Below are 25,721 nucleotides of genomic sequence, written 5' to 3'. Positions count from 1 at the left end.
ATTGTCTTAATCGCGGAAGTTTTTAAACTGGAATGGCTGACCGAGATCGCCGCCACGCACCAGCGCCATCACGGATTGCAGGTCATCACGGGATTTTCCGGTCACGCGGATCTCTTCACCCTGGATCTGCGCCTGCACTTTGAGCTTACTGTCTTTGATAAGCTTAACGATTTTTTTCTGCACCGCGCTCTCAATCCCCTGCTTCAGCTTCGCTTCCACAAACCAGGTTTTGCCGCTGTGAACAAAATCTTCCGGTACATCGAGTGAGGTCCCTTCAATGCCGCGCTTGAGCAGCTTGGCGCGCAGGATATCCAGCAACTGGTTAACCTGGAAATCAGACTCGCTCAGGACTTTGATCGTCTTGTTCGCGTCGTTCAGTTCAATGGTCGCCTCAACGCCACGAAAATCGAAACGTGACTCAACCTCACGGACAGCATTTTCTACGCCGTTACGCGCTTCCTGCAAATCAACTTCAGAAACAATATCGAAAGATGGCATCTTTTCTTCTCCCTTCATTTTTGTTGCGTTGCATAATACCCGCAACGAGGCATAACGAGAAGCTTAGCTGATGGCGCTATACTTAGCGTCATAGCACCTGGCGCCGTTGCAGGTGAGGAGGAACGATGAAAGTAACAGTGCTTGGATGCGGAGCCCTTGGCCAACTCTGGCTTACAGCGCTATGCAAACAGGGACACGACGTTCAGGGCTGGCTGCGAATTCCCCAGCCCTATTGCAGTGTGAACGTGATTGGTACAGACGGTTCAATTTTTAACGAGTCTTTGACGGCAAACGATCCGGAATTTCTTGCCACCAGCGATTTGCTGCTGGTCACGCTGAAGGCCTGGCAGGTCTCCGATGCGGTGAAAAGCCTGGCCGCCCAGTTACCTGAAAGCACGCCAATCCTGCTGATTCACAACGGTATGGGTACCATTGAAGAGCTAAAATCTGTCCGGCAACCGCTGCTGATGGGGACAACCACCCACGCGGCACGTCGCGACGGTAACGTCATTATCCATGTAGCCAGTGGTATCACCCATATCGGTCCTGCGCGTGAACAGCCCGGCGATTACAGCTATCTTGCGGATACCCTGCAAAGCACGCTGCCTGACGTCGCCTGGCACAATAACATTCGCGCGGAACTGTGGCGCAAACTGGCGGTCAACTGTGCGATCAATCCGCTGACCGCCCTGCTGGATTGCCCTAACGGTGAACTGCGCCAGCATCCCGATCGGGTAGCGCTGATTTGCCGGGAAGTTGCCGCCGTCATTGAACGCGAAGGCTACCACACCTCAGAGTCCGATTTACGTTATTATGTCGACCAGGTCATTGAGAGTACGGCAGAAAATATCTCCTCAATGTTGCAGGATATCCGGGCTATGCGGCATACCGAAATTGATTACATAACCGGTTATCTGTTAAAACGCGCCCGGGCACACGGTATTACCGTTGCGGAAAACAGCCGTCTGTTTGAGTTAGTAAAACGAAAGGAGAGTGAGTATGAGCGCATCGGCACTGGTATGCCTCGCCCCTGGTAGCGAAGAGACAGAAGCGGTCACCACCATTGATTTGCTGGTGCGTGGTGGTATTAAGGTTACTACCGCCAGCGTCGCCAGCGACGGAAGTCTGGCGATTACCTGCTCGCGTGGGGTGAAGATCCTGGCGGATGCACCGCTTGTACAGGTGGCGGACGGTGATTACGACATTATCGTTCTGCCGGGCGGTCTGAAGGGGGCAGAGTGTTTCCGCGACAGCCCGCTGCTGGTTGAAACCGTTCGTCAGTTTCATCTTTCCGGGCGTATCGTCGCGGCAATCTGTGCGGCCGCAGGCACGGTGCTGGTTCCGCACGACATTTTCCCCATCGGCAATATGACCGGCTTCCCTGGCCTGAAGGACACCATTCCGGAAGAGCAGTGGGTGGATAAACGCGTGGTCTGGGATCCACGCGTTAACCTGCTCACCAGCCAGGGGCCGGGCACCGCCATTGATTTTGGCCTGAAGATTATTGACCTGCTGGTCGGGCGCGAAAAAGCGTACGAAGTGGCGTCATCACTGGTGATGGCGGCGGGGATTTATAATTACTATGAAGAGTAGTGCATAAAAAAAGCCGGGTGGCGGCTACGCCTTACCCGGCCTACAAATGCACGGTACCGTAGGCCCGGTAAGCGAAGCGCCACCGGGCGAGAAACTACGGGCGATACACCTTCACATTGGCGAAGCCCTGCTCACGCAGATACAGCGCCTGCAAACGGCTCATGACCCCACGTTCGCACCACAGCAGATACGTTTTGCTCTGGTCGAGATCGCCAAACTGGGTGCTCAGCTTGTAGAACGGCAGCGAAACCACTTCCACGCCTTCCACCTGCAACGGCTTGTCATCCTGCTCATCAACAGAACGGATATCCAGAATCGTATCGTTAGCACCGAAGCCGCTGACCGTCTCTACCTCAACCACTTCCTGCTCGGTCTGCTGGGCGATCTCACGGATATCGATGTTGGACGCTTCCGCCACCACTTTTTCCAGGATGCTGAAATCGAAGTTCTCTTCTTCCGCTTCGATCTTCGCCTTCACCGCTTTAATGGTTGGACTTTTTGAAATCACACCGCAATATTCCGGCATGGTACGGGCAAAATCTTCAGTACCGATTTTACGCGCCAGATCGATGATGTGCTCTTTATCGTGAGAGATCAGCGGACGCAGGATCAGCGTATCAGACACGTTGTCGATAAGGCGCAGGTTGGTCAGCGTCTGGCTGGAGACCTGCCCCAGCGCTTCACCGGTGACCAGCGCCTGCACGCCGTAGCGCTCAGCCACTTTGGACGCCGCACGCACCATCATACGTTTCAGGACCACGCCCATCTGGCCGTCGTCCACTTTTTCGAGGATTTCGCCGACCACCGGCTCAAAGTTGATCGCCACAAAACGCACGCGGTGAGAGCTGCCGAAGCGGTTCCACAGGTAATGCGCCACCTGACGTACGCCGATTTCATGCGCCGCGCCGCCCAGGTTAAAGAAGCAGTAGTGCACGCGGCAGCCGCGACGCATCAGCATATAGCTGGACACGCCGGAGTCGAACCCGCCGGAGATCAGCGACAGCACATCTTCCTGAGTGCCGATAGGGAAACCGCCAATCCCTTCGTAACGGCCCTTGACCAGCAGCAGGCGATCGTTTTCGATCTCAAGGTTAACGGTGACGTCCGGGTTAGTCAGGCGCACGCGCGCCGTTTCAACGTGCTGGTTCAGACCTCCGCCGACGTAGCGCTCAACCTCGATAGAGCTAAACTCATGCTTACCCCGGCGCTTCACGCGCACGCAAAACGTTTTCCCTTCGATCTGGTCGCGGTACTGTACCAGCGCCTTTTCGAAGATATCGTGCATATCGGTGAAGGGAACGTCTTCCACTTCCAGAATATGGTGAATACCCGGGATACGGGTCAGCGCGTCGCGAATATCAAGACGTTTGTTTTCGTCTTTCGCGCGGACTTCAACGTGATCCCAGTGACGCACCACGGCGAGCGTTTCGTCGTAGTGTTTTAATACGTTACGAATGTTCCCGGTGAGAATTTTAATAAAGCGCAAACGCACGGATTGGCTTTTGATGGTGATTTCAGGGAACAATTTAATGATAAACTTCATGGCGGCAATGTTTCTTAGGCAAGCTTATAAAGGCTTGTAGTGGAAAATGATACAGCAGCCCACACCCGTGGCTGCATCCAGGCGCGCAAGTATACCACCATCGCGCCACTCGCGTTATTTGATAATTGCCCCGAGTCCGTTACCATGTCAGGGCGAAAAATTTAAGAGTCAATTCACTATGCCGAAGAAAAACGACGCACCGGCCAGTTTCGAAACTGCGCTGAGTGAACTGGAGCAGATCGTTACCCGTCTTGAGAGCGGCGATCTCCCGCTGGAAGACGCGCTCAACGAATTTGAACGCGGCGTGCAGCTTGCGCGCCAGGGGCAGGTAAAACTCCAGCAGGCCGAGCAGCGTGTGCAGATCCTGCTTTCCGACAGCGAAGACGCTAAAACCACGCCATTCACACCGGACGCCGAGTAAATGGATTTTTCCAACGCGCTTCAGGCGCGCGTCATCCGCGCCAACGATGCGCTGCGCCGATTCATTGAGCCGCAGCCTTTTCAGAACACTCCACTGGTTGAAGCCATGCACTATGGCGCACTCTTGGGGGGTAAACGCCTGCGTCCGTTCCTGGTGTATGCCACGGGCAATATGTTCGGTATCAGCGATAACACGCTGGACGCCCCGGCAGCCGCCGTGGAGTGTATCCACGCCTATTCGCTGATCCATGATGATTTGCCGGCCATGGACGATGACGATCTGCGTCGCGGTCAGCCAACCTGCCATATCAAATTTGGCGAAGCGAATGCCATTCTGGCGGGGGATGCGCTGCAAACCCTGGCCTTTTCCATTCTGAGCGATGCGCCGATGGTTGAGGTGAGCGATCGCGATCGTCTGGCAATGGTGTCCGAACTGGCAATGGCCAGCGGCGTCGCCGGGATGTGCGGCGGCCAGGCGCTGGATTTAGAGGCTGAAGGGCGTCAGGTTACTCTGGAACAGCTGGAGCGCATCCACCGTCACAAAACGGGCGCACTGATTCGTGCAGCCGTTCGCCTGGGCGCGTTGAGCGCGGGTGAACGCGGGCGTAAAGCCCTGCCGATTCTGGACAGATACGCAGAAAGTATCGGTCTGGCATTCCAGGTTCAGGATGACATTCTGGATGTGGTGGGCGATACTGCAACATTGGGAAAACGTCAGGGTGCGGATCAGCAGCTTGGCAAAAGTACCTACCCCGCCCTGTTGGGCCTTGAGCATGCCCAACGTAAAGCCCGGGATCTGATAGACGATGCCCGCCGGTCGCTGAATGAGCTGGCCGCGCAATCGCTGGATACCTCGGCACTGGAAGCGCTAGCGGACTACATAATCCAGCGTGATAAATAAACTATAAATCTCGATGAGCCTTTGATGAGTTTTGATATTGCCAAATACCCGACACTGGCGTTAGTTGACTCCACTCAGGAGTTACGTCTGTTGCCGAAAGAGAGTCTGCCGAAGCTGTGTGACGAGCTGCGTCGCTACCTGCTCGACAGCGTTAGCCGCTCCAGCGGCCACTTCGCCTCCGGACTTGGCACGGTTGAGCTGACCGTGGCGTTGCATTACGTCTATAACACGCCGTTCGATCAGCTGATCTGGGATGTCGGCCACCAGGCCTATCCGCACAAAATTCTGACCGGACGTCGCGATAAAATTGGCACCATTCGCCAGAAAGGGGGCCTGCACCCGTTCCCGTGGCGCGGCGAGAGTGAATATGACGTGTTAAGCGTCGGTCACTCTTCCACCTCCATTTCTGCGGGCATTGGTATTGCCGTTGCCGCCGAAAAAGAGAATAAACAACGCCGCACCGTCTGCGTAATTGGCGACGGGGCGATCACCGCGGGGATGGCCTTTGAGGCCATGAACCATGCGGGCGATATCAAACCGGACATGCTGGTGATCCTCAACGATAACGAAATGTCGATCTCCGAGAACGTCGGCGCGCTGAATAATCATCTGGCGCAGCTGCTGTCCGGCAAGCTTTACTCCTCACTGCGTGAAGGCGGTAAAAAAGTCTTCTCCGGCGTACCGCCGATCAAAGAGCTGCTTAAGCGTACCGAAGAACACATCAAAGGCATGGTCGTGCCGGGTACGCTGTTCGAAGAGCTGGGCTTTAACTATATTGGCCCGGTGGACGGCCACGATGTGCTGGGCCTGGTGACGACGCTTAAAAATATGCGCGACCTGAAAGGCCCGCAGTTCCTGCACATCATGACCAAAAAAGGGCGTGGTTACGAACCGGCGGAAAAAGATCCGATCACCTTCCACGCGGTGCCTAAGTTCGACCATACCAGCGGCTGCCTGCCGAAAAGCAGCGGCGGGATGCCGAGCTACTCAAAAATCTTTGGCGACTGGCTGTGCGAAACGGCGGCGAAAGACAACATGCTGATGGCGGTAACGCCTGCCATGCGTGAAGGCTCCGGCATGGTCGAGTTTTCCAAAAAATACCCGGACCAGTATTTCGACGTCGCCATTGCCGAACAGCACGCGGTGACCTTCGCAGCGGGACTGGCGATTGGCGGCTACAAGCCGGTGGTCGCGATCTACTCTACCTTCCTGCAACGCGCCTACGATCAGGTTATCCATGACGTTGCCATCCAGAAGCTGCCGGTGCTGTTTGCTATCGATCGCGCGGGCATTGTGGGGGCTGACGGCCAGACGCACCAGGGCGCGTTTGATCTCTCCTTCCTGCGTTGCATCCCTGATATGGTGATCATGACGCCAAGCGACGAAAACGAGTGTCGTCAGATGCTGTATACCGGTTACCACTATCAGGACGGTCCCTGCGCGGTACGTTATCCACGCGGTAATGCCCTTGGCGTTGAATTACAGCCGCTGGAAAAACTGGATATCGGTAAAGGTCTGGTGAAACGCCGCGGTGAAAAAGTGGCGATCCTGAACTTTGGTACGCTGATGCCGGAAGCGGCAAAAGTCGCTGAAAACCTGAATGCGACGCTGGTCGATATGCGCTTCGTGAAGCCGCTCGATGAATCTCTGATTCTGAGCATGGCGGAAAGCCATGACGTGCTGGTCACGCTGGAAGAGAACGCCATCATGGGTGGCGCGGGAAGCGGCGTGAATGAAGTGCTGATGGCGAACCGTAAAGCCGTTCCGGTGCTTAACCTCGGTCTGCCGGACCACTTCATCCCGCAAGGCACCCAGGACGAGGCGCGCGCCGACATTGGTCTGGACGCCGCCGGTATCGAAGCTAAAATCCGCACCTGGCTGACCTGATCCCTCCCCTTTTCTGCTCCTGCTATGCTTAAACGTATTGTTTAAACAGCAGGAGCGGAACCATGCAATACACGACATTAGGAAAAACGGATCTTAAGGTGTCCCGGCTTTGCCTGGGATGCATGACGTTTGGCGAGCCTGACCGGGGAAATCATGCCTGGACGCTGCCGGAAGAGAGCAGCCGCCCCATCATCAAGCGCGCCATTGACGGCGGCATCAACTTCTTCGATACCGCCAACAGCTACTCCGACGGCAGTAGCGAAGAGATTGTGGGCCGCGCCCTGCGAGATTTTGCCCGTCGTGATGACGTTGTGGTCGCCACTAAGGTGTACTACCCGTCAGGCGATCTGGCGGAAGGCCTATCTCGCGCGCAGATCCTGCGTTCCATTGATGACAGCCTCAGACGCCTGAACATGGATTACGTCGACCTGCTGCAAATCCACCGCTGGGATTACAACACCCCGATCGAAGAGACGCTTGAAGCGTTGAACGACGTCGTGAAAGCCGGTAAAGCGCGCTACATCGGCGCATCGTCCATGCATGCCTCACAGTTTGCCCAGGCGCTCGATCTCCAGGCGCAGCACGGCTGGGCGCGCTTTGTCACCATGCAGGATCACTACAACCTGATTTACCGGGAAGAAGAGCGCGAGATGCTGCCGCTCTGCTACCAGGAAGGCGTGGCGGTGATCCCGTGGAGCCCGCTGGCGCGCGGAAGGTTAACCCGTCCGTGGGGGGAAACTACCGCCCGGCTGGTATCGGATGAAGTGGGTAAAAACCTGTATGACGATACAGAAGCCAGCGATGCGTTAATTGCCGAACGCTTAGCCGGGATCGCCGACGATATCGGTGCAACGCGCGCGCAGGTGGCGCTGGCGTGGCTGCTGAGCAAGCGCGGTGTCGCCGCGCCGATTGTGGGCACATCGCGGGAAGAACAGCTGGATGAGTTGTTAAGTGCGGTGGACTTATCGTTGACGCCGGAGCAGATTGCCGAACTGGAAACGCCGTATCAGCAGCATCCGGTGGTAGGGTTTAAATAAACACTTGCCGGGTGGCGGCTTCGCCTTACCCGGCCTACAAATAAAGTGCGATCGTAGGCCGGGTAAGGCGAAGCCGCCACCCGGCAAAACACTCACCCAAAGTGATCGTACCCTTTCCAGTCAAGCGTAACCGGGGCGCCGTCGCGGACAAACAGCAGCCCTTCACTTTCCGGCATCACCTGCCCGATGCAGGTAAATTTCGCCCCCAGATGCGCTAACGCCACATCCAGCGTTCCGCGATTCAGCTCAGGCACGGTGAAGCACAGCTCATAATCTTCTCCACCGGATAACGCCCAGCGCAGCGCCTGTTCAGGTTCGACATGGCGAAGCAGTTGCGCCGACAGCGGGAACAGATCCAGGTCAACGCGTGCGCCCACGCCGCTGGCTTTCAGGATATGACCGAGATCGGAGATCAGCCCGTCAGAGAGATCGATTGCGGAGCTTGCCCGCTCGCGCAGCGCCTGACCGTGCAGAATACGCGGCGTTGGCCGCAGATGGCGCTTCACCAGATACGCCGCATCGTCAGCATCTTCAACCGTTAAACGGTTCTGAAGGATCGCCAGCCCTGCCGCGCTGTCGCCCGGCGTACCGGTCACGTAGATCCAGTCACCCGGTTTTGCGCCCGAACGCTTCAGCGCGCGCCCGGCAGGCACATAGCCGTGGATTGCCAGGGTCATCGACAGCGGACCGGCGGTGGTATCACCGCCAATCAGCTGCATATCGTAATAATTCAGCTGTTCAAACAGGGCATCGCTGAAGGCTTCAAGCCAGGCTTCATCCACCTCCGGCAGGGTCAGCGCCAGCGTCAGCCAGGCCGGGTCGGCGCCCATTGCCGCCAGATCGCTGACGTTAACCGCCAGCGCCTTATACGCCAGATCGGCAGGATCGATATCCGGCAGGAAATGTCGCCCACACACTAAGGTGTCGGTGCTGATTGCCAGCGTCTGTTTTTCGGGAATATTGAGAAGTGCGCAGTCATCGCCAATACCGGTTTCAACATCAAGACGAGAGGTTCTGACACGGTCGAAATAACGGGCAATCAGGGAGAATTCGCCGCATGCCATACGTTATGCCTCAGCAAATAAAAGAAAAAACCGGAGCCGCACTGCCGTTGGGGCAATGCAGGACTCCGGTTTGCGGATCACTTTTTGTGGGGACGGATCGCAGGTGCGGCTTTATCCAGCACGCCGTTAACAAACTTGTGGCTGTCTTCAGCGCCGAAGGTTTTCGCCAGTTCGATCGCTTCGTTGATGGCCACTTTGTACGGCACATCATCACGTTTAGACAGCTCAAACAGCGCGATACGCAACACTGCTTTTTCGACCTGGCCCAGCTCTTCGAGCAGACGGGACAGATATGGCTTCATCAGACCATCGAGATACGCGCTATTAGTCGCCACTCCCGACAGCAGTTCACGGAAGTACAGAACGTCAACGTCTTTCACGTCCTGTTCTGACAGGAACTGGTATTCAACATCAGCGATGTCGTTCTGGGACAACTGCCAGGAGTAAAGTGCCTGGACGGCACATTCACGGGCGCGGCGACGAGCAGCAGGTTTCACGGAATTCCCCTTACAAAAAAATCAGGCCTTGATGGCTTTCAATACATTGATCATTTCAAGCGCGGTCAGTGCAGCTTCTGCACCTTTGTTACCGGCTTTGGTACCAGCACGTTCGATGGCTTGTTCAATACTTTCGGTGGTCAGCACGCCGAACGCGACAGGAATTTCAGCATCCTGCGCAACGTGCGCCAGACCATTGCTTGCACCGCCCGCAACGTATTCGAAGTGCGCAGTGCCGCCACGAATAACAGTACCCAGCGCAATCACCGCGTCGTATTTACCGGTTTTCGCCAGCGCGCCCGCTGCCAGTGGCAGTTCGTAAGCACCTGGTACCCAAACGACGGTAATGTTGTCATCTTTAACCTGGCCGATACGTTTCAGGGCGTCAACCGCACCTTCCAGCAGGCTATCGTTGATGAAGTTGTTGAAACGCGCAATGGTGATGGCGACGCGAGCGTCCGGGGTAGCTACAGCAGCTTCAATAATGTTCATACTCTTCCTTTACGGGTTCATTTGGCCCCGCAGGGGGGCGGATTTTATCATAATACTTTGCGCACTGCTTCCCTATTTCAGGTGCAATTACGCTGTCGTTAAATGGAGGCAGACATCCGGTCCTACCGGACGAATCTCGCTGAATGAGAGTTGCGGCGCATCGGCCAGTTTTTCAAGGCCGGGCAGCACAAACAGGCCGCGCGCGTCATTACCTAACAGTTTAGGCGCAACGTAGACGAGAAGCTCATCCACCAGCCCCGCCTGAAGCAGTGCGCCGGCGAGCGTCGGACCGGCTTCAACCCAGATGCTGTTGACCTGCTGTTTGCCGAGCAGCATCATCAGCACCACCAGATCGAGATGCCCGTTATGTTCCGGCACCATAATGCTGCGCACGCCTTCCGGCCACTCGCGCGTATCTTCTTTGGTGCGGGCAATCCAGGTTTCCCCCGGCTGCTGCACGATGCGGTGCTCCGGCGTCACGCGGTTCTGGCTATCAACAATAATGCGCAGCGGCTGACGCAGGTTCTCCTGCGGATAGAGCGCCTGGGTATCCGCATTCAGCTCTTCCCAGCGCACGGTCATGGCCGGATCGTCAGCCAGTACCGTTTCACTGCTGGTGAGAATAGCATGGCTTTGTGCGCGCAGACGTTGCACATCGCGCCTTGCCTGCGGCGAGGTGATCCACTGGCTTTCGCCGTTCGCCATCGCCGTGCGGCCATCCAGGGACGCGCCAAGCTTAAGCTGGATAAAGGGGAAGCCGGTGCGCATGCGCTTCAGGAAGCCTTTATTCAGGGCTTCCGCATCCGGCATCATCAGTCCGTGGCTGACGTCGATACCTTCCTGTTGCAGACGATACAGCCCGCGGCCCGCCACCTGCGGGTTAGGATCCTGCATGGCGGCGACAACGCGCGAGACGCCCGCCGCAATCAGCGCTTCACAGCACGGCGGCGTGCGCCCGTGATGGCTGCATGGCTCCAGCGTCACGTAGGCCGTCGCGCCACGCGCTTTCTCTCCCGCCATGCGCAGGGCATGCACTTCAGCATGCGGCTCGCCTGCGCGGTAGTGAAAACCTTCCCCCACAATCTCGCCATCTTTAACAATGACGCACCCGACATTGGGGTTAGGGTGAGTGGTAAACCGACCGCGCTGCGCCAGCTTCATGGCTCGCGCCATGTACATCTCGTCGTGCATGGGCTTAATCCTGTAAGCGGGCGATCTCTTCGCCAAACTCTTTGATGTCTTCGAAGCTGCGGTAAACGGAGGCAAAGCGGATATAGGCGACTTTATCGAGCTTTTTCAGCTGTTCCATCACCAGATTGCCGATCATTTTGCTCGGCACTTCGCGCTCACCTAACCCCCGCAGATAAGATTTAATATGGTTTAACGCCATTTCGACGTCATCAGAGCTGACGGGCCGTTTTTCCAGCGCCTTGAGCATCCCGCTACGCAGTTTCTCTTCATTGAACGGTTCGCGCACATCGTTACTTTTTACCACGCGCGGCATTACCAGCTCTGCCACCTCGAAGGTGGTAAAACGCTCGTTGCACACCAGACACTGCCGACGACGACGCACGGAAGACCCTTCGCCTACAAGACGTGAGTCGATGACTTTGGTATCCACAGCGGAGCAAAATGGGCAATGCATACGATGTCCCTGTTATCTGGTTAACTGATTTCTATTTTACCCTGAACTGGCCCGACAACAAAGGAAGAGCTTTTGAGACAAAGGATCTATGCCTGACGGCACTATCCTGTCTACCATTGCAGCAATCTATGATTTCAAGGAATTAAACGCAATGACAAGACGTTACCTGAAAATAGTGCTGGTGGGGAGCCTGTTCACGCTCAGCGCCTGCGCACAGCAAAGCGAAGTCCGCGAGATGAAACAAAGCGTGAATACGCTTAACGTGGCGATGGACAAACTTAACAAAGAAACCGTGAAGATCACCCAGCAGAACGCGCTGAATGCCAAATCCAGCAATGGCGTTTATTTATTGCCAGGTGCAAACACGCCCGCGCGTCTGAACAGCCAGATTGGCACCCTAAAGATGTCTCTGGTGAATGTTGCAGCGAATGCCGATGGTACTCGCGCAACATTACGCATTCAGGGTGAATCCAACGATCCGCTTCCCGCGTTCAGCGGCACCGTAGAGTGGGGCCAGATTCAGGGCACTACGGAGAGCTATCAGGAAGTGAACGTGAAGAATCAGCTCTTCACCGCCCCCGCCAGCACGCTGGCGCCGAGCGACGTGGACATCCCGGTTCAGCTGAGCGGCCTGACGCCGGAACAGTTAGGCTTTATCCGCATTCACGACATTCAACCCGCCGCGCAATAACCTCCCCTTTTGGCGGAGTGAAATGTCACTCCGCTAACATTTACATTTCGTATGGATTGGCAACATAAATGATTGCCGCTACAATCGCGCCCGTCTAAAGTACGCAAACGTGAACGCAATCGATTACGTATGTGAGAGATATGTGAAACAACACATATTTTTGTGAGCAAGGATTCCTATAATAGGCTCCGCAGAAACACGAAATATTTAGAAACGCAATTCGCGCATTTTTCACTCCCGGAAGGGAATTTCAATCAGTGGCATGATTATGAAAAAAACATTACTCGCAGCCGGTGCAGTTCTGGCACTGTCCTCCTCTTTCACTGTTAACGCAGCGGAAAACGACAAACCACAATACCTCTCCGACTGGTGGCACCAGAGCGTTAACGTGGTAGGCAGCTACCACACCCGTTTCGGACCACAGATCCGTAACGATACTTACCTCGAGTACGAAGCGTTCGCTAAAAAAGACTGGTTTGATTTCTACGGCTACGTCGATCTCCCGGTATTCTTCGGCGGTAACTCCGATGCCAAAGGTATCTGGAACAACGGCTCTCCGCTGTTCATGGAAATCGAACCACGGTTCTCCATCGACAAGCTGACCGGCACCGATCTTAGCTTCGGTCCGTTCAAAGAGTGGTATTTCGCGAACAACTACATTTATGACATGGGTCGCAACGATTCTCAGGAACAGAGCACCTGGTATATGGGTCTGGGTACTGACATCGATACCGGCCTGCCAATGAGCCTGTCTCTGAACGTGTATGCGAAATACCAGTGGCAGAACTATGGCGCATCGAATGAGAACGAGTGGGATGGCTACCGTTTCAAAGTGAAATACTTTGTGCCAATCACTCAGCTGTGGGGCGGTAACCTGAGCTATATCGGTTTCACCAACTTTGACTGGGGTTCAGATCTGGGCGACGATAACTTCTATGACAACAACGGGAAGCACGCTCGTACCAGTAACTCCATCGCGTCCAGCCACATCCTGGCGCTGAACTACGATCACTGGCACTACTCTGTTGTTGCGCGTTACTGGCACAACGGTGGTCAGTGGAACGACGACGCCAGCCTGAACTTCGGCAATGGCGACTTCAGCGTTCGCTCTACCGGTTGGGGTGGTTACCTGGTCGTGGGTTACAACTTCTAATCCAGCGTTTAGTGCCGGGTGGCGGCTACGCCTTACCCGGCCTACAAAACCCGATAACGTCGCAAATCGTAGGCCGGGTAAGCGAAGCGCCACCCGGCGCATAAGCCAGCTCCTGAGCTGGCTTTTTACTGCTTCACCTTCCGCAAAAAATCCGCCAGCGACCTGTCCGCGCTTTCGCTAAAGCGTCTTTCCGTCAGCGTAATATGCAAACACCGGTCGAGACGGAAACAGCGATAGTCATCGCGCCGTTCGCACCACGCGGCCAGCAGCCAGTGCTCTCCCCAGAAGAACAGCCCCAGCGGCTGAACCTCACGCCAGGTTAACTGCCCGGCTTCATCGCGATAGTGCAACCCCAGCACACGCAGGGCAGAAATGGCCTGGTGGATCACGTCGAAACCACTACGGGAATGTGGCTGAAGGGCAATATCCGGCGCGTAAATCCGCGTCTGTTCAGCTTTGCGGCGGCTCTCTTCCGGCAGGATCGCCAGCACTTTTTCCTGAGCAGACTCCAGCTCGCGCGACAGCGATTCCCCGCCCCAGGTTTTGAGCAGGCGAATCGCCACCATCAGCGCCTCGGACTCTTTGTTGGTCAGCATCAGCGGGGGTAAATCAAAACCCGACATCAGCCGATATCCGCTTCCCGCCTCGCCTTCCACCGGCACGCCGGAAAGCGACAGGTCGCGGATATCGCGGTACACCGTGCGCTCGGACACGCCAAGCCTTTCCGCCAGATGCGCTGCCGTTGTCAGACGCCTGCCCCGCAGGATCTGCACAATCTGGAATAATCGGTCAGCGCGTCGGGTCATCGGTGTACTCTCATACCGGTTGATGGAGGCCGACGCGATTACCTTCGCTGTCGGTAAACAGGGCTATAGTGCCGATGCCTTGCGGCAGTTCCAGCGGGCCAAACACGCACTCACCGCCCGCAGAAGCAATACGATCGAGCGTGGCCGCCAGATTGTCAGTATGCAGGTAAATAATAGCGCCCTGTGAAGAGGGTGTAACGCCGTCAAATTTCGCCAGCGCGCCGCCGGTGGCCGGATCCTCGTGCGGGAAAATCGCCAGATCAGCCACGTCCATCTTCTCGCGCCGCAGCACGACCTGCATCACCGGCTCATAAAATTTGATGGCGCGATCCATATCGGCGACCGGAATTTCAAACCAGTTAATAACACTTTTCATACGTCCTCCTGCCTGTTGTTAGGGTTCAGAAGGAGTCTACGACAGGGCTCCTGACAGCATACTGTCAGGAGTGTTTGTGAGATGCAGACAAAAAAAATCCCGGCCAGCAGGCCGGGATTTCGATACCGCATAAGACTCTTACGGCAGAATGGACGGCTGATCCGCCCCTTCTTTCTCGACTTTCTGCTGGATCAGATGCTCGCGCTTCATGCCCAGCTTCAGCGCCAGTGCGGACGCGACGTAGATAGACGAGGCCGTACCGATAGACACACCGATCAGCATGGTCAGCGAGAAGCCTTCCAGCACCGGGCCACCGAACAGGAACAGCATCAGGATCACCATCAGGGTGGTGCCGGAGGTGATCAACGTACGGTGCAGCGTCTGGGTCAACGACACGTTAAAGATTTCGTACGGCGTGCCGCGACGGATCTTACGGAAGTTTTCACGAATACGGTCAGATACCACGATACTGTCGTTCAGTGAGTAACCGATAACGGACATCAGGGATGCCACAATCGTCAGGTCAATCTCAATGTGGAACAGAGACAGTATGCCCATGGTGATCACCACGTCGTGCGCCAGGGCGATAACCACGCCTGCCGCCAGTCGCCACTCAAAGCGGAAACCGACGTAAATCAGGATCGAGATCAGCGCCACCAGCAGCGCCATCGCACCGGTCTGCGCCAGGTCAGCACCAACGCTCGGGCCGACAAACTCAATACGCTTAACCGTTGCATCCTGACTGGTCGTTTCGTTAATCACCTGGACGACCTTACTGCCCAGCTCCTGGCTGCCGTTGGCATCGTGTACCGGCGGCATACGCACCATGATGTCGCGGCTGCTGCCGAAGTTCTGTAGCAGCGGCTCTTCAAAGCCCGCCTTTTGCAGAGACTCACGCATCTGGTCCATATCGACCGGTTTTTCCAGGGTAATTTCAATCACCGTACCACCGGTGAAATCCAGACCCCAGTTAAAGCCTTTCACGCCCATAATGACGATGGACAAGATCAGCAGAAAACCTGAAATGCCGAAGGCCCAGTAGTCCCAGCGCATAAAGTCCCAGACTTTACGGCCGTGGTTCAATTGTTCAACAGTATATTCCTGTGCCACAACGCACTCCTCAGATAGACAGCTTTTTGACGCGCTTGCCGCCGTACAGCAGGTTCACGATGGCACGGGTGCCGACAATAGCGGTAAACATCGACGTTGCGACACCGATACCGGTAGTAATCGCAAAGCCTTTGATCGCGCCAGTACCCACTGCATACAGGATAAGAACCTTAATCAGTGTTGTTACGTTCGCATCGAAGATGGAGCTGAACGCCCCTTTGTAGCCTTCTTCAATCGCCTGCTGTACAGAACGACCGTTGCTCAGCTCTTCTTTGATACGTTCGTTTATCAGTACGTTGGCGTCGACCGCCACCGCAAGGGTTAGAACGATACCCGCGATACCAGGCATGGTTAGCGTCGCCCCCGGCAGCAGGGACATGATACCGATGATCAGCACCAGGTTGGCAATCAGCGCGGAGGTCGCAATCAGGCCGAACTTCTTATAGAAGAAGATCATGAAGATGATGGACACCGCCAGACCGGCCAGACACGCTTCCAGACCCTGTTTGATGTTCTGCATACCCAGGGTTGGACCGATGGTACGTTCTTCAACAATCTGAATTGGCGCAATCAGCGCACCGGCACGCAGCAGCAGAGAGAGCTGACGCGCTTCGTTCGGGTTGCTGATACCGGTAATACGGAAGCTGTTACCCAGACGAGACTGGATGTTGGCGATGTTAATCACCTCTTCCTCTTTCACCAGTACGGCACGGCCATTGGCGTCTTTCTTACCGCTGTCTTTGTACTCCACGAACAGGGTCGCCATCGGTTTGCCGATGTTGTCCTTGGTGAAGTTAGACATGATGTTGCCACCTGCGCTATCCAGCGAGATGTTAACCTGCGGCTGGTTGTACTCATCCTGGCTTGAAGTGGAGTCGGTGATATGGTCACCGGTCAGGATCACGCGTTTGTACAGCACAACCGGCTGGCCTTCGCGGGTCTGTTTCACTTCGGAATCGCCCGGCACACGGCCTGAAGCCGCAGCAGCCTGGTCGACGTTGGAGTTAACCAGACGGAACTCCAGGGTCGCCGTCGCGCCCAGAATCTCTTTCGCACGGGCGGTATCCTGGATACCCGGCAGTTCGACCACGATACGGTCAGCACCCTGGCGCTGTACCAGTGGCTCAGCCACGCCCAGCTGGTTTACACGGTTACGCAGAATGTTAATGTTCTGCTGAACGGCGTACTCACGTGCTTCACTCAGACGCGCGTCGGTCATTACCGCACGCAGCTGGTTGCTGCCCTGAGAGGTGATCACCAGATCGCGGTGACGCTGAGACAGATAGGTCACAGCCTGATCGCGTGCCGCGCTGTCGCGGAACGTGATGCTCATGCCGTAGTTATCTTCTTTAAGTACGGTAGTGTACGGAATGCCCTTATCGCGCAGATCGCTGCGCAGGCTGTCGATGTTCTGTTCCTGTAGCTTGCCGAGCGCGGTATCCATATCCACTTCCATCAGGAAGTGAACGCCGCCACGCAGGTCAAGACCCAGTTTCATTGGCTCTGCGTTCAGCGCAGCCAGCCAGCGTGGGGTTGCAGGAGCAAGGTTAAGCGCCACGACATATTTATCACCCAGCACGCCCATCAGCGCTTCACGTGCGCGGAGCTGCGTGTCGGTGGTGTCGAAGCGAGCAAGAATTGCGCCCTCTTCCAGTGCCACAGACTTAGCGGTAATTTTTTCTTCTTGTAACGTTTTCTGGACCTGGATCAGCGTTTGCTCACTGGCGGCGACACCGCGCGCGCCAGTGATTTGAACGGCCGGATCCTCACCATACAGGTTGGGAAGCGCGTACAGCAGGCCGACGATAATCACGACGACCAGCATGATGTACTTCCACAAAGGATAACGGTTTAACACGGCAGTTCCCTTTGGGAAAAGTTGGGATTACAGCGCCTTCATGGTGCCTTTCGGCAGAACGGCAGCTACGAAGTCACGTTTGATAACCACTTCAGTGGTGTCGTTGAGGGCGATAGCAATGTAGCCGTTTTCCGCTACTTTGGTTACGCGACCCACCAGGCCACCATTGGTCAGGACTTCATCGCCCTTCGCGATGGAGTTCATCAGGTTTTTGTGCTCTTTAGTACGCTTCTGCTGTGGACGCAGGATCATGAAGTAGAAGATCAGACCGAACACAACCAGCATCAGAATCAGAGACATCGGGCTGCCCTGCGCTGGTGCACCCGTTGCTGCTACCGCATCAGAAATAAAAAAGCTCATTCAAATTCCCTCATTATTAAAATTAATCAACGTTCAACGGTGGAACATCCCGCCCCTGACGTTGGTAGAAATCGGTCACGAAGCTCTCTAATTTACCCTCTTCGATAGCCTTACGTAAACCAGCCATTAAGCGCTGATAATAACGAAGATTATGAATGGTATTGAGACGCGCCCCCAAAATCTCGTTGCAACGATCGAGATGATGCAGATACGCGCGAGAATAATTGCGACAGGTATAGCAATCGCACTCGGAATCGAGCGGGCTGGTGTCACTTTTATGCTTCGCGTTACGGATTTTCACCACGCCATCGGTAACGAACAGATGACCGTTACGCGCGTTTCGGGTTGGCATAACGCAGTCGAACATATCAATGCCGCGACGTACGCCTTCCACCAGATCTTCTGGTTTACCCACACCCATCAGGTATCGTGGTTTATCCGCCGGGATTTGCGGGCAGACATGCTCCAGAATACGGTGCATGTCTTCCTTCGGCTCACCCACAGCCAAACCGCCGACAGCGTAGCCATCAAAGCCTATCTCTACCAGACCTTTAACCGAGATATCGCGTAAATCTTCGTAAACGCTGCCCTGGATAATGCCGAACAGCGCATTTTTGTTTTGCAGGGAGTCAAAACGGTCGCGGCTACGCTTCGCCCAACGCAGGGACATCTCCATGGAGCGTTTGGCGTAGTCCCAGTCCGCCGGGTATGGCGTACATTCATCGAAGATCATCACGATATCGGAGCCGAGATCGTACTGAATCTCCATGGATTTTTCCGGATCGAGGAAGATTGGATCGCCGTTGATCGGGTTACGGAAGTGTACGCCCTGCTCGGTGATCTTACGGATATCGCCCAGGCTGAAGACCTGGAAACCGCCGGAGTCGGTGAGGATCGGGCCTTTCCACTGCATGAAATCGTGCAGGTCGCCGTGGAGCTTCATGATCTCCTGGCCCGGACGCAGCCACAGGTGGAAGGTGTTGCCGAGGATAATCTGTGCGCCAGTGGCTTCAACTTCTTCCGGCGTCATTCCTTTTACGGTGCCGTACGTGCCCACAGGCATAAACGCGGGGGTTTCTACCACGCCGCGATCAAACACCAGGCGACCGCGACGCGCGCGGCCATCGGTGGTATCGAGTTCAAATTTCATTTTTTCTCCGACGTCAGAAAAACAGTCCAACGTTGTAACACGGTGCCGCGGACTTATTCCCCGACACGCTCATTCAAAGCCTGCGGATTGTACGTGATAAACATCGCGTCACCGTAGCTAAAAAAGCGATATTTTTGTTCTACCGCAGACTTGTAGGCGTTCATCGTATGCTGATACCCCGCAAACGCGGAAACCAGCATAATCAGCGTCGATTCAGGCAGATGGAAGTTGGTCACCAGCGCATCAATGACTTTGTACTGATAACCCGGGTAGATAAAGATCTGCGTATCGCCAAAGAACGGCTCAATCAGCTCGCTTTTCGCGGCCTGCGCAGCGCTCTCAAGGGAACGTACCGACGTTGTACCGACGGCCACGACGCGGCTACCGCGCGCTTTCGCCGCCAGCACCGCATCCACCACCTCCTGCGGCACTTCGGCATACTCAGAGTGCATGATGTGGTCTTCGATGCTGTCCACGCGCACCGGCTGGAAGGTCCCCGCGCCGACGTGCAGCGTCACGAACGCCATCTCAATGCCCTTGGCGCGCAGCTTTTCCAGCAGCGGTTCATCAAAGTGCAGGCCCGCCGTTGGCGCCGCCACCGCGCCAGGCTTCTGGCTGTACACGGTCTGGTACAGCTCGCGGTCGGCCTCTTCGTCCGGGCGCTCAATATACGGCGGCAGCGGCATGTGGCCGATGGCGTTCAGGATATCAAGCACCGTGCGCTCGTCGTTGAATTCCACCTCGAACAGCGCGTCGTGGCGCGCGGTCATGGTCGCTTTGATGCTCTCGTCATCCCCCAGCAGCAGCTCAGCGCCCGGCTTCGGCGCTTTGGAGGCGCGAATATGTGCCAGAATACGTTTATCATCGAGCATACGTTCGACCAGCACCTCGATCTTGCCGCCGCTGGCCTTACGGCCAAACAGACGCGCCGGGATCACGCGGGTATTGTTAAAGACCAGCAGATCGCCAGGGTTGAGCTTGTCGAGCAGATCGGTGAAAGTACCGTGCGTCAGCGCGCCCGTTGGCCCGTCCAGTGACAGCAAGCGACAGCTGCTACGCTCAGGCATGGGGTAGTGAGCAATCAGGGATTCAGGTAGTTCAAAGGAGAAATCGGCGACGCGCATGACGTATACTCGTGACTTAAAAACAGGCGGCATAGTCTAGTGCTCACACCCTTTTGCTGCAACAACTAGCCGCCACCGGACAACGAAAACGCATGAATTTTCTCGCTCACCTGCATCTCGCTCATCTCGCGGACAGCTCCCTCTCCGGCAATTTGCTGGCCGATTTCGTGCGCGGCAACCCCGCGGAAGCGTACTCCCCGGAGGTTGTCGACGGGATTTTTATGCACCGTCGCATCGACGTGCTGACCGATAACCTGCCAGAGGTCACGGAAGCCAAAGCGTGGTTTCGCCCTGAAACGCGCCGCGTTGCGCCGATCACGCTCGACGTCATGTGGGATCATTTCCTGTCGCGCCACTGGTCCCGGCTGTCGCCTGATATGTCGCTGCCTGAGTTTGTGCGCTACGCCCATGCGCAGGTGTCGATCATTTTGCCGGACTCCCCGCCGCGCTTTGTGAATCTGAATAACTATCTCTGGTCTGAACGCTGGCTGGAGCGATACCGCGAGATGGATTTCATTCAGAACGTCCTGAACGGTATGGCGAGCCGTCGACCGCGTCTGGACGCGCTGCGCGACTCATGGCATGACCTGGATGAACATTATGATGCGCTGGAAACCCGCTTCTGGCAGTTCTACCCGCGTATGATGACGCAGGCGAAAAATAAAGAACTGTGAAGTCGGTTCGATTGATAGGTAAAAGCTGGTGGAACGATTGTTACCACCTCTTTGTCTTATTCCCGTACTGCCTCTATACTGGCCCGCGTTGCGTTCCAAATAACCTTAGTATCTACAGGAGAATCATATGGTTCTGGTAACTCGTCCGGCTCCGGATTTTACAGCTGCCGCCGTTCTGGGCAATGGTGAAATCGTTGAAAACTTCAACTTCAAACAGCACACCAACGGTAAAGCGACCGTTCTGTTCTTCTGGCCAATGGACTTCACTTTCGTTTGCCCGTCTGAGCTGATCGCGTTCGACAAACGTTACGAAGAATTCCAGAAGCGTGGCGTGGAAGTGGTTGGCGTCTCCTTCGACTCTGAATTTGTACACAACGCATGGCGTAACACCCCTGTCGAAAACGGCGGCATCGGTGCGGTGAAATACGCGATGGTTGCGGACATCAAACGCGAAATCCAGCAGGCTTACGGTATCGAACATCCGGACGCTGGCGTTGCACTGCGTGGTTCTTTCCTGATCGACGCAAACGGCATCGTTCGTCACCAGGTTGTCAACGATCTGCCGCTGGGTCGTAACATCGACGAAATGCTGCGCATGGTTGACGCGCTCCAGTTCCACGAAGAGCACGGTGAAGTGTGCCCGGCTCAGTGGGAAAAAGGTAAAGAAGGTATGGCGGCTTCCCCAGACGGCGTAGCTAAATACCTGTCCGAGAACGTATCCAGCCTGTAATCGGCACGGTTTACGAAAAAACCCGCGAATACGCGGGTTTTTTTATGGCTTATGCTGCGCCGTCTTTTTTTACCTCGCGCCAGATGCGCCATGCCATACCCGCAAGCACCATCACCCCCGCAATCAGTACGCCCCAGACCATCAGCGTTTTCATTCTGCTTTCCTGATCAGCCGCAGACGTCGCGGTTAAACGCGCCTCGCCACCCAGCGGGACAGGTTCCAGCGTATCCGCCACCGGCAGGGCTGCCAGATCGTAGGTTTTACGCAGTTCGGTCGGGATCAGCATATCCGTCTCCACGCTCGCCGGTTTCGCAGCCCCGTTCCCCCACGCGAGCAGGTACGGCCCCTTCCCCTGCGCGTTGAACACCAGATCGTAGCGCACGCGTTGCCCGGTTACGCCAGGCAGGTTCTCAGGCAGTCGCGCATTGAGGGTCTTAATTTTCACCGCCTCGACCAGCCCGCCCGGGAGCGGAACAGGTTCAGAAGTTTTGCCGCCGAGCTGGTAGATCACCTCTTTTTTCAGCGTATGCCACCGATCCTTATCCGCCTCCCGCCAGGCTATTTCTGCCGGGAGAACGCCGTCGCCATTCAGCATAAAGCCGATCGCACTCAGAGGCTGCGGATGTTTCCAGCGCCACACGGCTTCGCTTTCGGATAACCGCTCCCCCTCTCCCGCCAGGCTAATGTGCTCAGATTCCGGCTGCGCAGGCGCGTTAATCGCGTTGACGCCGGTTAACGTCAGGGCAGAACGCCCCGTGTTCAGCACCAGCAGCAGATAGCGATTCGCCTCAGGCGATAACACCAGATCGGTATCGATGCGGTCGAGCTTCAGGCGATCCTGTCCACTCATTACGTCCAGCAGGGGCATCTCTTCACGCAGGGTATACCAGTTTTTCAGATCCTCGCTGTAATAGACCGATGCCGTCCCCTGCCACGAACCCTGCGGCGTGTCCCAGAAAAGCTGGAGCTGAGAAAGCGGAATCTCCGACGCGTTTTCCGGCAGGGTCAGCAGATAGTGCTGTCCGGCAGCCGCCGCGTGTTGCCCTTCCAGCACAATTTCCACGCCGTTTCTGGCCCGTAGCATAATTTTATCACCGCTGCCCTCTTCCCCGCCCGGCGAGGCGTTAAGCGCAAAGAGGCGCAGCGCCGTGGTGGTCGGTGCCGGCTGCGGACGCGTCGTGGTAACCAGGCTGAACGGTACCGGCTCGCCCGACTGATTAAACACGCGCACGTCGCGCAGATCGGGCGATGTGCTCTGCTGATAAACCGCCAGCGGCAGCATGACCCGATACCACGGCGAAGAGGCAGAGGTATCAAGGGACAGGCCATAGGCATAATCCCGCGGGGATTCCGCTGGCGCGCCCTCGCTGAATGACGGACCGGCCACAGCCAGCAGTGCCGCACAAACAACCGCGTTCATCCATTTCATTTTTCTTCTCCTGCTTTAGGCGGTAGCGGCGAGAAATAGCCCACAATCAGGACCAGGATCGCCACGCCAATAAACGCGACGGCGCGCGCCAGGCCGCCACCGCCCGCGCTGTCCACCAGCATCAGTTTGAGCATCACCACCCCCAGCAGCGCCGCACCGCCAAGCCACTGCTGACGGGAGGCCTGACGGGTGGCGCGGATCATGACCACCAGCGCGCAGAACATCCAGAACAGGGCAAAGGTGGTCTGGATAAGCCGCGAATGCCACAACGACTCCCAATTCCAGGCCACCTCGCCGTACCACGCCAGCGCGCGCAGCAGTGCGCCGTTAAGCCACCAGAAGCCAAGCGCCATCAGCGCAACGGCGGGCCACGGGCGGGACTGCGCAAGCGATGCCGGATAGTAGCGATCCACTTCCCGATAAAACACCACCAGCCCCAGCAGCGCGAACGCCGCCCCTTCCTCAAGCGGGTTCACCAGCGGCAGCCAGGTCTGTCGATAGACCACACCGTCCTGCAAATTAGTCACGACCAGCAATACTACCAGCGCCACAACCACAGGGATCGCGGCAAGGCAGGCGTAGAGCGCAGGCCATACCCGGAACGGCCACCCGCGACGCCGTACGGCCGCGGAGAGCGCCATAATCACCCCACCGCCGACAGCCATCGCAATGCCGCTTCCCCAGGCCGCCATGCCCCACGGCAGGGAGCGGGCAAACCAGTAAAGCTCGGCGGCTATAGCGAGTAAAATCATCCACACCAGCGACAGATGCAGCCCCATTGAGATGCGCGGCAGACGTTTATCTTCGTCGCGCCGCAGCAGCATCAGGGCGGCAGGCAGCGCAATAGCCCAGGCCAGATTTGCCCAGCCGGCCGCCAGGATTTGCTGTTGCCAGATCTGATACAGCACCATCAGCAGCATCACCGGCCACAGCAGCCATTTGCTGGCATCCAGCTCCCGCCACGCCAGACGAGCGGCAGCCTGCCGCCATCCCCAGGCCGACGCCGCCGTCAGCGCCATTACGCCTGCCAGAACCGATAACTCCTGCTTCAGGAACAGCTGCGATGCGCCCAGCAGCGCCACTAACCAGAACAGCAGCCCACCGGCCAGCAGTGCCCAACTGCCCGGCCGCGCGATTTTCTGCCACAGCCAGGCCGCAGCCAGCCAGCAAAGACTGAGCACTGCGAAAATAAGCAGCAGGCTCAGCGAGGTAACGCCGTCCATCTGCGCCCATATCGCGCTGCCGAGCGCCAGCACCAGCAGCGCCGTCCCGCTATAGCTCATGCGCCGCTGCTGCTGTTGCACGCCCAGCCAGAGAATACCCAGCCCTTCCAGCGCCCAGGCCATCGCCGTCCAGCGCGCTGAAAGCGCCAGCGGTATGGCAAGCGTGGCAAACCCGCCGCCGATCGCCAGCGCCGCCATAACCAGTGGCCGCCCGACAGACGGATAGCGTCGCAGTGCGAGAAACGCCAGTGAGAGATAAAACGCACCATAGCCCAGCGCGCTGAGCGCCGGGCCGTACGTCCAGTGAGACGTCATGCCGTACTGCATCCCAAAACCAATCAGCGGCGGTGCAAACAGCAGTACGCCGTCAATAATCTGTTTGCCTTTTTCCTGCGCCCGCAGCGACAGCGCCACGCTGAACACGCCAAAAATAAGCGTATTGGCAATCAGGAACAGCTGACAGATAACATAGTCTTCAGGCTGGTAGTCGCTCAGCCCCCATACCCCGCCAACGCCAAACGTGAAGAGCAGCCCGAGCAGGTTGAGCTCGCGCCAGTGTTGCCAGATGCTGATGACGAGAATGCCGATGGATAACAGGAGATAGAAGGAGAACAGCGCCACAAAGCTACCGCCCCCGGTAGACAGGAGCAGCGGCGCAAGATATCCGCCGAGGCTCGCCAGCATGGCAAGGCTTAGCGCCTTTTGCAGCACGGCCAGCCCGACGCTCGCCGCGCAAATCACCACCAGCAGCGCAAACGCCAGCGTCATCGGTAGCATTTGCCACAGCCGGAATGCGCCAAAGACGGTCAGATAAAGCACGCCGGTCGCACCGCCCTGGAGGATCAGCGCGTAGATCCGCTGCCTGTGCCGCAGCCGCCATCCCACGGCCAGCAGAACCATGGCAAACAGCGCCGTGGCGGCAAGACGCAGCTCAAGCGGAAACAGTGAATGTTCAACGGTATAGCGCAGCAGGAAAGAGAGGCCGAGGAAGAGCAGTACAATCCCCAGTTTTGCCAGCGGATTGCCCTGCATAAACCAGCGCGTCAGCGAGGACAGGATGCCGCCAAAGGCGGAAGGCCGTTTTGCCGCCGGTACAGGCGCAGGTTCCGCTTCAGTGACGGACGGTTCGGGACGCCAGGGATCGACAGGTGCGGTAACGGCTTCTGGCACCGGCGCTGGCGTCTCCACCGGCGCGGCGGTCTGCACCGGCTCCGGCGCTTTCTCAGCGACACCGCGCTGCTCAAGCGCCTCAATGCGCTGGCGAAGCCGGGCGATCTCCTGCCGCGCCGCCGTGCTTCGGTTAAAGCCTATCACCGCGAGCACGGGTGCCACGACCAGCGCAAAAACCAGGAACAAACAGCCAAGGATGTAAAGCTCGTCCATGTTTCCACCTTCACCGTAAACGATCCGCTAAGATTGACACAAATCGTTGCATTTGCGCCATCTTAAAAGGTGAAAAC

The 25,721-nt window shown here is 56.8% G+C and carries 26 protein-coding genes; 10 read left to right on the top strand and 16 right to left on the bottom strand.

What is annotated here, in order from left to right; all coding sequences use genetic code 11:
* Window positions 1-6: 6 nt before the first annotated feature.
* Entirely contained in the window at window positions 7-498 is a 492-nt protein-coding gene (locus ACOTW6_RS03375) for a YajQ family cyclic di-GMP-binding protein (RefSeq protein WP_017383179.1), read from the bottom strand.
* Between the two features lie 125 nt (window positions 499-623).
* Here ACOTW6_RS03375 and panE point away from each other — a divergent pair, with 125 nt between their 5' ends.
* Together panE and yajL are read left to right on the top strand one after the other, a co-directional pair.
* Window positions 624-1,535 carry a 2-dehydropantoate 2-reductase gene (gene panE / locus ACOTW6_RS03370; RefSeq protein ID WP_047051146.1) on the top strand — a complete coding sequence of 304 codons (912 nt, stop codon included), beginning with the start codon at window positions 624-626 and terminating at the stop codon, window positions 1,533-1,535.
* Window positions 1,498-2,091, top strand: coding sequence for a protein deglycase YajL (gene yajL, locus ACOTW6_RS03365; protein WP_062932305.1), 594 nt, complete (start codon window positions 1,498-1,500; stop codon window positions 2,089-2,091). The genes panE and yajL overlap by 38 nt, the downstream gene beginning before the upstream one ends.
* A 94-nt stretch (window positions 2,092-2,185) precedes the next feature.
* On the opposite strand, the gene thiI is transcribed toward yajL, so the two are convergent.
* Window positions 2,186-3,634 (bottom strand): tRNA uracil 4-sulfurtransferase ThiI, encoded by a 1,449-nt coding sequence (gene thiI, locus ACOTW6_RS03360; protein ID WP_006809903.1) that lies wholly within the window; start codon window positions 3,632-3,634, stop codon window positions 2,186-2,188.
* A 178-nt stretch (window positions 3,635-3,812) separates the two neighbouring features.
* Here thiI and xseB point away from each other — a divergent pair, with 178 nt between their 5' ends.
* The 4 genes from xseB (at window position 3,813) to ACOTW6_RS03340 (ending at window position 7,879) form a co-directional block, all read left to right on the top strand.
* On the top strand, window positions 3,813-4,055 hold the full coding sequence (gene xseB / locus ACOTW6_RS03355) for an exodeoxyribonuclease VII small subunit (RefSeq protein ID WP_003859094.1): 243 nt from the start codon (window positions 3,813-3,815) through the stop codon (window positions 4,053-4,055).
* A complete protein-coding gene (ispA, locus tag ACOTW6_RS03350) occupies window positions 4,056-4,955 on the top strand; it encodes a (2E,6E)-farnesyl diphosphate synthase (RefSeq protein WP_015571293.1) in 900 nt (299 codons plus the stop codon).
* Between the two features lie 24 nt (window positions 4,956-4,979).
* The gene (gene dxs / locus ACOTW6_RS03345; RefSeq protein ID WP_062932306.1) at window positions 4,980-6,842 is read left to right on the top strand and encodes a 1-deoxy-D-xylulose-5-phosphate synthase; all 1,863 of its coding nucleotides are present in this window, start codon (window positions 4,980-4,982) and stop codon (window positions 6,840-6,842) included.
* A gap of 62 nt (window positions 6,843-6,904) precedes the next feature.
* Complete coding sequence (locus ACOTW6_RS03340; RefSeq protein WP_017383171.1) at window positions 6,905-7,879, top strand: aldo/keto reductase; 975 nt, start codon at window positions 6,905-6,907, stop codon at window positions 7,877-7,879.
* A 92-nt stretch (window positions 7,880-7,971) separates the two neighbouring features.
* Here the strand turns inward: ACOTW6_RS03340 and thiL are convergent, their stop codons facing one another.
* The 5 genes from thiL to nrdR form a co-directional block, all read right to left on the bottom strand.
* Entirely contained in the window at window positions 7,972-8,943 is a 972-nt protein-coding gene (gene thiL, locus ACOTW6_RS03335; RefSeq protein ID WP_062933833.1) for a thiamine-phosphate kinase, read from the bottom strand.
* A 77-nt stretch (window positions 8,944-9,020) separates the two neighbouring features.
* Complete coding sequence (nusB, locus tag ACOTW6_RS03330; protein WP_006809908.1) at window positions 9,021-9,440, bottom strand: transcription antitermination factor NusB; 420 nt, start codon at window positions 9,438-9,440, stop codon at window positions 9,021-9,023.
* 21 nt (window positions 9,441-9,461) lie between these two features.
* Window positions 9,462-9,932, bottom strand: a complete 471-nt coding sequence (ribE, locus tag ACOTW6_RS03325) for a 6,7-dimethyl-8-ribityllumazine synthase (RefSeq protein ID WP_003859098.1) — start codon at window positions 9,930-9,932, stop codon at window positions 9,462-9,464.
* Between the two features lie 87 nt (window positions 9,933-10,019).
* Window positions 10,020-11,123 (bottom strand): bifunctional diaminohydroxyphosphoribosylaminopyrimidine deaminase/5-amino-6-(5-phosphoribosylamino)uracil reductase RibD, encoded by a 1,104-nt coding sequence (ribD, locus tag ACOTW6_RS03320; protein ID WP_062933834.1) that lies wholly within the window; start codon window positions 11,121-11,123, stop codon window positions 10,020-10,022.
* A gap of 4 nt (window positions 11,124-11,127) precedes the next feature.
* Window positions 11,128-11,577 (bottom strand): transcriptional regulator NrdR, encoded by a 450-nt coding sequence (nrdR, locus tag ACOTW6_RS03315; protein ID WP_003859099.1) that lies wholly within the window; start codon window positions 11,575-11,577, stop codon window positions 11,128-11,130.
* A gap of 151 nt (window positions 11,578-11,728) precedes the next feature.
* On the opposite strand from nrdR, the gene ACOTW6_RS03310 reads away from it, so the two are divergent.
* Together ACOTW6_RS03310 and ACOTW6_RS03305 are read left to right on the top strand one after the other, a co-directional pair.
* Complete coding sequence (locus ACOTW6_RS03310; RefSeq protein WP_080454696.1) at window positions 11,729-12,268, top strand: DUF3251 domain-containing protein; 540 nt, start codon at window positions 11,729-11,731, stop codon at window positions 12,266-12,268.
* A 268-nt stretch (window positions 12,269-12,536) separates the two neighbouring features.
* Window positions 12,537-13,421 (top strand): nucleoside-specific channel-forming protein Tsx, encoded by an 885-nt coding sequence (locus tag ACOTW6_RS03305; protein WP_047051188.1) that lies wholly within the window; start codon window positions 12,537-12,539, stop codon window positions 13,419-13,421.
* A gap of 125 nt (window positions 13,422-13,546) precedes the next feature.
* Here the strand turns inward: ACOTW6_RS03305 and ACOTW6_RS03300 are convergent, their stop codons facing one another.
* The 7 genes from ACOTW6_RS03300 to queA all read right to left on the bottom strand — a co-directional run bounded on the left by ACOTW6_RS03300 (window position 13,547) and on the right by queA (window position 20,205).
* Window positions 13,547-14,227: a helix-turn-helix transcriptional regulator gene (locus ACOTW6_RS03300; protein WP_062933836.1), complete on the bottom strand. Its 681-nt coding sequence runs from the start codon at window positions 14,225-14,227 to the stop codon at window positions 13,547-13,549.
* Window positions 14,228-14,237: 10 nt separating this feature from the next.
* The gene (locus ACOTW6_RS03295; RefSeq protein WP_062933837.1) at window positions 14,238-14,603 is read right to left on the bottom strand and encodes a VOC family protein; all 366 of its coding nucleotides are present in this window, start codon (window positions 14,601-14,603) and stop codon (window positions 14,238-14,240) included.
* 138 nt (window positions 14,604-14,741) lie between these two features.
* A complete protein-coding gene (gene secF, locus ACOTW6_RS03290) occupies window positions 14,742-15,713 on the bottom strand; it encodes a protein translocase subunit SecF (RefSeq protein ID WP_003859105.1) in 972 nt (323 codons plus the stop codon).
* A gap of 10 nt (window positions 15,714-15,723) precedes the next feature.
* Window positions 15,724-17,571, bottom strand: coding sequence for a protein translocase subunit SecD (gene secD, locus ACOTW6_RS03285; protein WP_213788943.1), 1,848 nt, complete (start codon window positions 17,569-17,571; stop codon window positions 15,724-15,726).
* A 27-nt stretch (window positions 17,572-17,598) separates the two neighbouring features.
* Window positions 17,599-17,931 carry a preprotein translocase subunit YajC gene (gene yajC, locus ACOTW6_RS03280; protein ID WP_003859109.1) on the bottom strand — a complete coding sequence of 111 codons (333 nt, stop codon included), beginning with the start codon at window positions 17,929-17,931 and terminating at the stop codon, window positions 17,599-17,601.
* A gap of 22 nt (window positions 17,932-17,953) precedes the next feature.
* On the bottom strand, window positions 17,954-19,081 hold the full coding sequence (gene tgt / locus ACOTW6_RS03275) for a tRNA guanosine(34) transglycosylase Tgt (RefSeq protein ID WP_003859110.1): 1,128 nt from the start codon (window positions 19,079-19,081) through the stop codon (window positions 17,954-17,956).
* Between the two features lie 53 nt (window positions 19,082-19,134).
* Complete coding sequence (queA, locus tag ACOTW6_RS03270; RefSeq protein WP_006809916.1) at window positions 19,135-20,205, bottom strand: tRNA preQ1(34) S-adenosylmethionine ribosyltransferase-isomerase QueA; 1,071 nt, start codon at window positions 20,203-20,205, stop codon at window positions 19,135-19,137.
* Window positions 20,206-20,297: 92 nt separating this feature from the next.
* On the opposite strand from queA, the gene acpH reads away from it, so the two are divergent.
* Together acpH and ACOTW6_RS03260 are read left to right on the top strand one after the other, a co-directional pair.
* Window positions 20,298-20,879, top strand: coding sequence for an ACP phosphodiesterase (acpH, locus tag ACOTW6_RS03265; RefSeq protein ID WP_015571305.1), 582 nt, complete (start codon window positions 20,298-20,300; stop codon window positions 20,877-20,879).
* Window positions 20,880-21,006: 127 nt separating this feature from the next.
* Window positions 21,007-21,609: a peroxiredoxin C gene (locus ACOTW6_RS03260; protein WP_003859113.1), complete on the top strand. Its 603-nt coding sequence runs from the start codon at window positions 21,007-21,009 to the stop codon at window positions 21,607-21,609.
* Between the two features lie 49 nt (window positions 21,610-21,658).
* Here ACOTW6_RS03260 and ACOTW6_RS03255 read toward each other — a convergent pair whose 3' ends face one another.
* A complete protein-coding gene (locus ACOTW6_RS03255; RefSeq protein ID WP_062939333.1) occupies window positions 21,659-23,038 on the bottom strand; it encodes a DUF3999 domain-containing protein in 1,380 nt (459 codons plus the stop codon).
* Window positions 23,035-25,644, bottom strand: coding sequence for a DUF2339 domain-containing protein (locus ACOTW6_RS03250; RefSeq protein WP_062933839.1), 2,610 nt, complete (start codon window positions 25,642-25,644; stop codon window positions 23,035-23,037). The genes ACOTW6_RS03255 and ACOTW6_RS03250 overlap by 4 nt, the downstream gene beginning before the upstream one ends.
* Window positions 25,645-25,721: the final 77 nt, after the last annotated feature.

The organism is Enterobacter cloacae complex sp. IR5403, assembly GCF_049238705.1.
GTDB classification, from domain to species: Bacteria; Pseudomonadota; Gammaproteobacteria; order Enterobacterales; family Enterobacteriaceae; genus Enterobacter; species Enterobacter hormaechei_C.
This window is presented reverse-complemented; position numbering and strand designations above follow the sequence as displayed.

Excerpts from the sequence above, each read along its gene's own strand:
- ispA (WP_015571293.1), top strand. The coding sequence starts at position 4,056 with ATGGATTTTTCCAACGCGCTTCAGGCGCGCGTCATCCGCGCCAACGAT.
- tgt (WP_003859110.1), bottom strand. The coding sequence starts at position 19,081 with ATGAAATTTGAACTCGATACCACCGATGGCCGCGCGCGTCGCGGTCGC.
- thiL (WP_062933833.1), bottom strand. The coding sequence starts at position 8,943 with ATGGCATGCGGCGAATTCTCCCTGATTGCCCGTTATTTCGACCGTGTC.
- nrdR (WP_003859099.1), bottom strand. The coding sequence starts at position 11,577 with ATGCATTGCCCATTTTGCTCCGCTGTGGATACCAAAGTCATCGACTCA.
- ACOTW6_RS03295 (WP_062933837.1), bottom strand. The coding sequence starts at position 14,603 with ATGAAAAGTGTTATTAACTGGTTTGAAATTCCGGTCGCCGATATGGAT.
- queA (WP_006809916.1), bottom strand. The coding sequence starts at position 20,205 with ATGCGCGTCGCCGATTTCTCCTTTGAACTACCTGAATCCCTGATTGCT.
- ACOTW6_RS03310 (WP_080454696.1), top strand. The coding sequence starts at position 11,729 with ATGACAAGACGTTACCTGAAAATAGTGCTGGTGGGGAGCCTGTTCACG.
- dxs (WP_062932306.1), top strand. The coding sequence starts at position 4,980 with ATGAGTTTTGATATTGCCAAATACCCGACACTGGCGTTAGTTGACTCC.
- ACOTW6_RS03305 (WP_047051188.1), top strand. The coding sequence starts at position 12,537 with ATGAAAAAAACATTACTCGCAGCCGGTGCAGTTCTGGCACTGTCCTCC.
- yajL (WP_062932305.1), top strand. The coding sequence starts at position 1,498 with ATGAGCGCATCGGCACTGGTATGCCTCGCCCCTGGTAGCGAAGAGACA.
- panE (WP_047051146.1), top strand. The coding sequence starts at position 624 with ATGAAAGTAACAGTGCTTGGATGCGGAGCCCTTGGCCAACTCTGGCTT.
- ribE (WP_003859098.1), bottom strand. The coding sequence starts at position 9,932 with ATGAACATTATTGAAGCTGCTGTAGCTACCCCGGACGCTCGCGTCGCC.
- ribD (WP_062933834.1), bottom strand. The coding sequence starts at position 11,123 with ATGCACGACGAGATGTACATGGCGCGAGCCATGAAGCTGGCGCAGCGC.
- ACOTW6_RS03260 (WP_003859113.1), top strand. The coding sequence starts at position 21,007 with ATGGTTCTGGTAACTCGTCCGGCTCCGGATTTTACAGCTGCCGCCGTT.
- acpH (WP_015571305.1), top strand. The coding sequence starts at position 20,298 with ATGAATTTTCTCGCTCACCTGCATCTCGCTCATCTCGCGGACAGCTCC.
- ACOTW6_RS03255 (WP_062939333.1), bottom strand. The coding sequence starts at position 23,038 with ATGAAATGGATGAACGCGGTTGTTTGTGCGGCACTGCTGGCTGTGGCC.
- ACOTW6_RS03375 (WP_017383179.1), bottom strand. The coding sequence starts at position 498 with ATGCCATCTTTCGATATTGTTTCTGAAGTTGATTTGCAGGAAGCGCGT.
- thiI (WP_006809903.1), bottom strand. The coding sequence starts at position 3,634 with ATGAAGTTTATCATTAAATTGTTCCCTGAAATCACCATCAAAAGCCAA.
- yajC (WP_003859109.1), bottom strand. The coding sequence starts at position 17,931 with ATGAGCTTTTTTATTTCTGATGCGGTAGCAGCAACGGGTGCACCAGCG.
- xseB (WP_003859094.1), top strand. The coding sequence starts at position 3,813 with ATGCCGAAGAAAAACGACGCACCGGCCAGTTTCGAAACTGCGCTGAGT.
- ACOTW6_RS03300 (WP_062933836.1), bottom strand. The coding sequence starts at position 14,227 with ATGACCCGACGCGCTGACCGATTATTCCAGATTGTGCAGATCCTGCGG.
- ACOTW6_RS03250 (WP_062933839.1), bottom strand. The coding sequence starts at position 25,644 with ATGGACGAGCTTTACATCCTTGGCTGTTTGTTCCTGGTTTTTGCGCTG.
- ACOTW6_RS03340 (WP_017383171.1), top strand. The coding sequence starts at position 6,905 with ATGCAATACACGACATTAGGAAAAACGGATCTTAAGGTGTCCCGGCTT.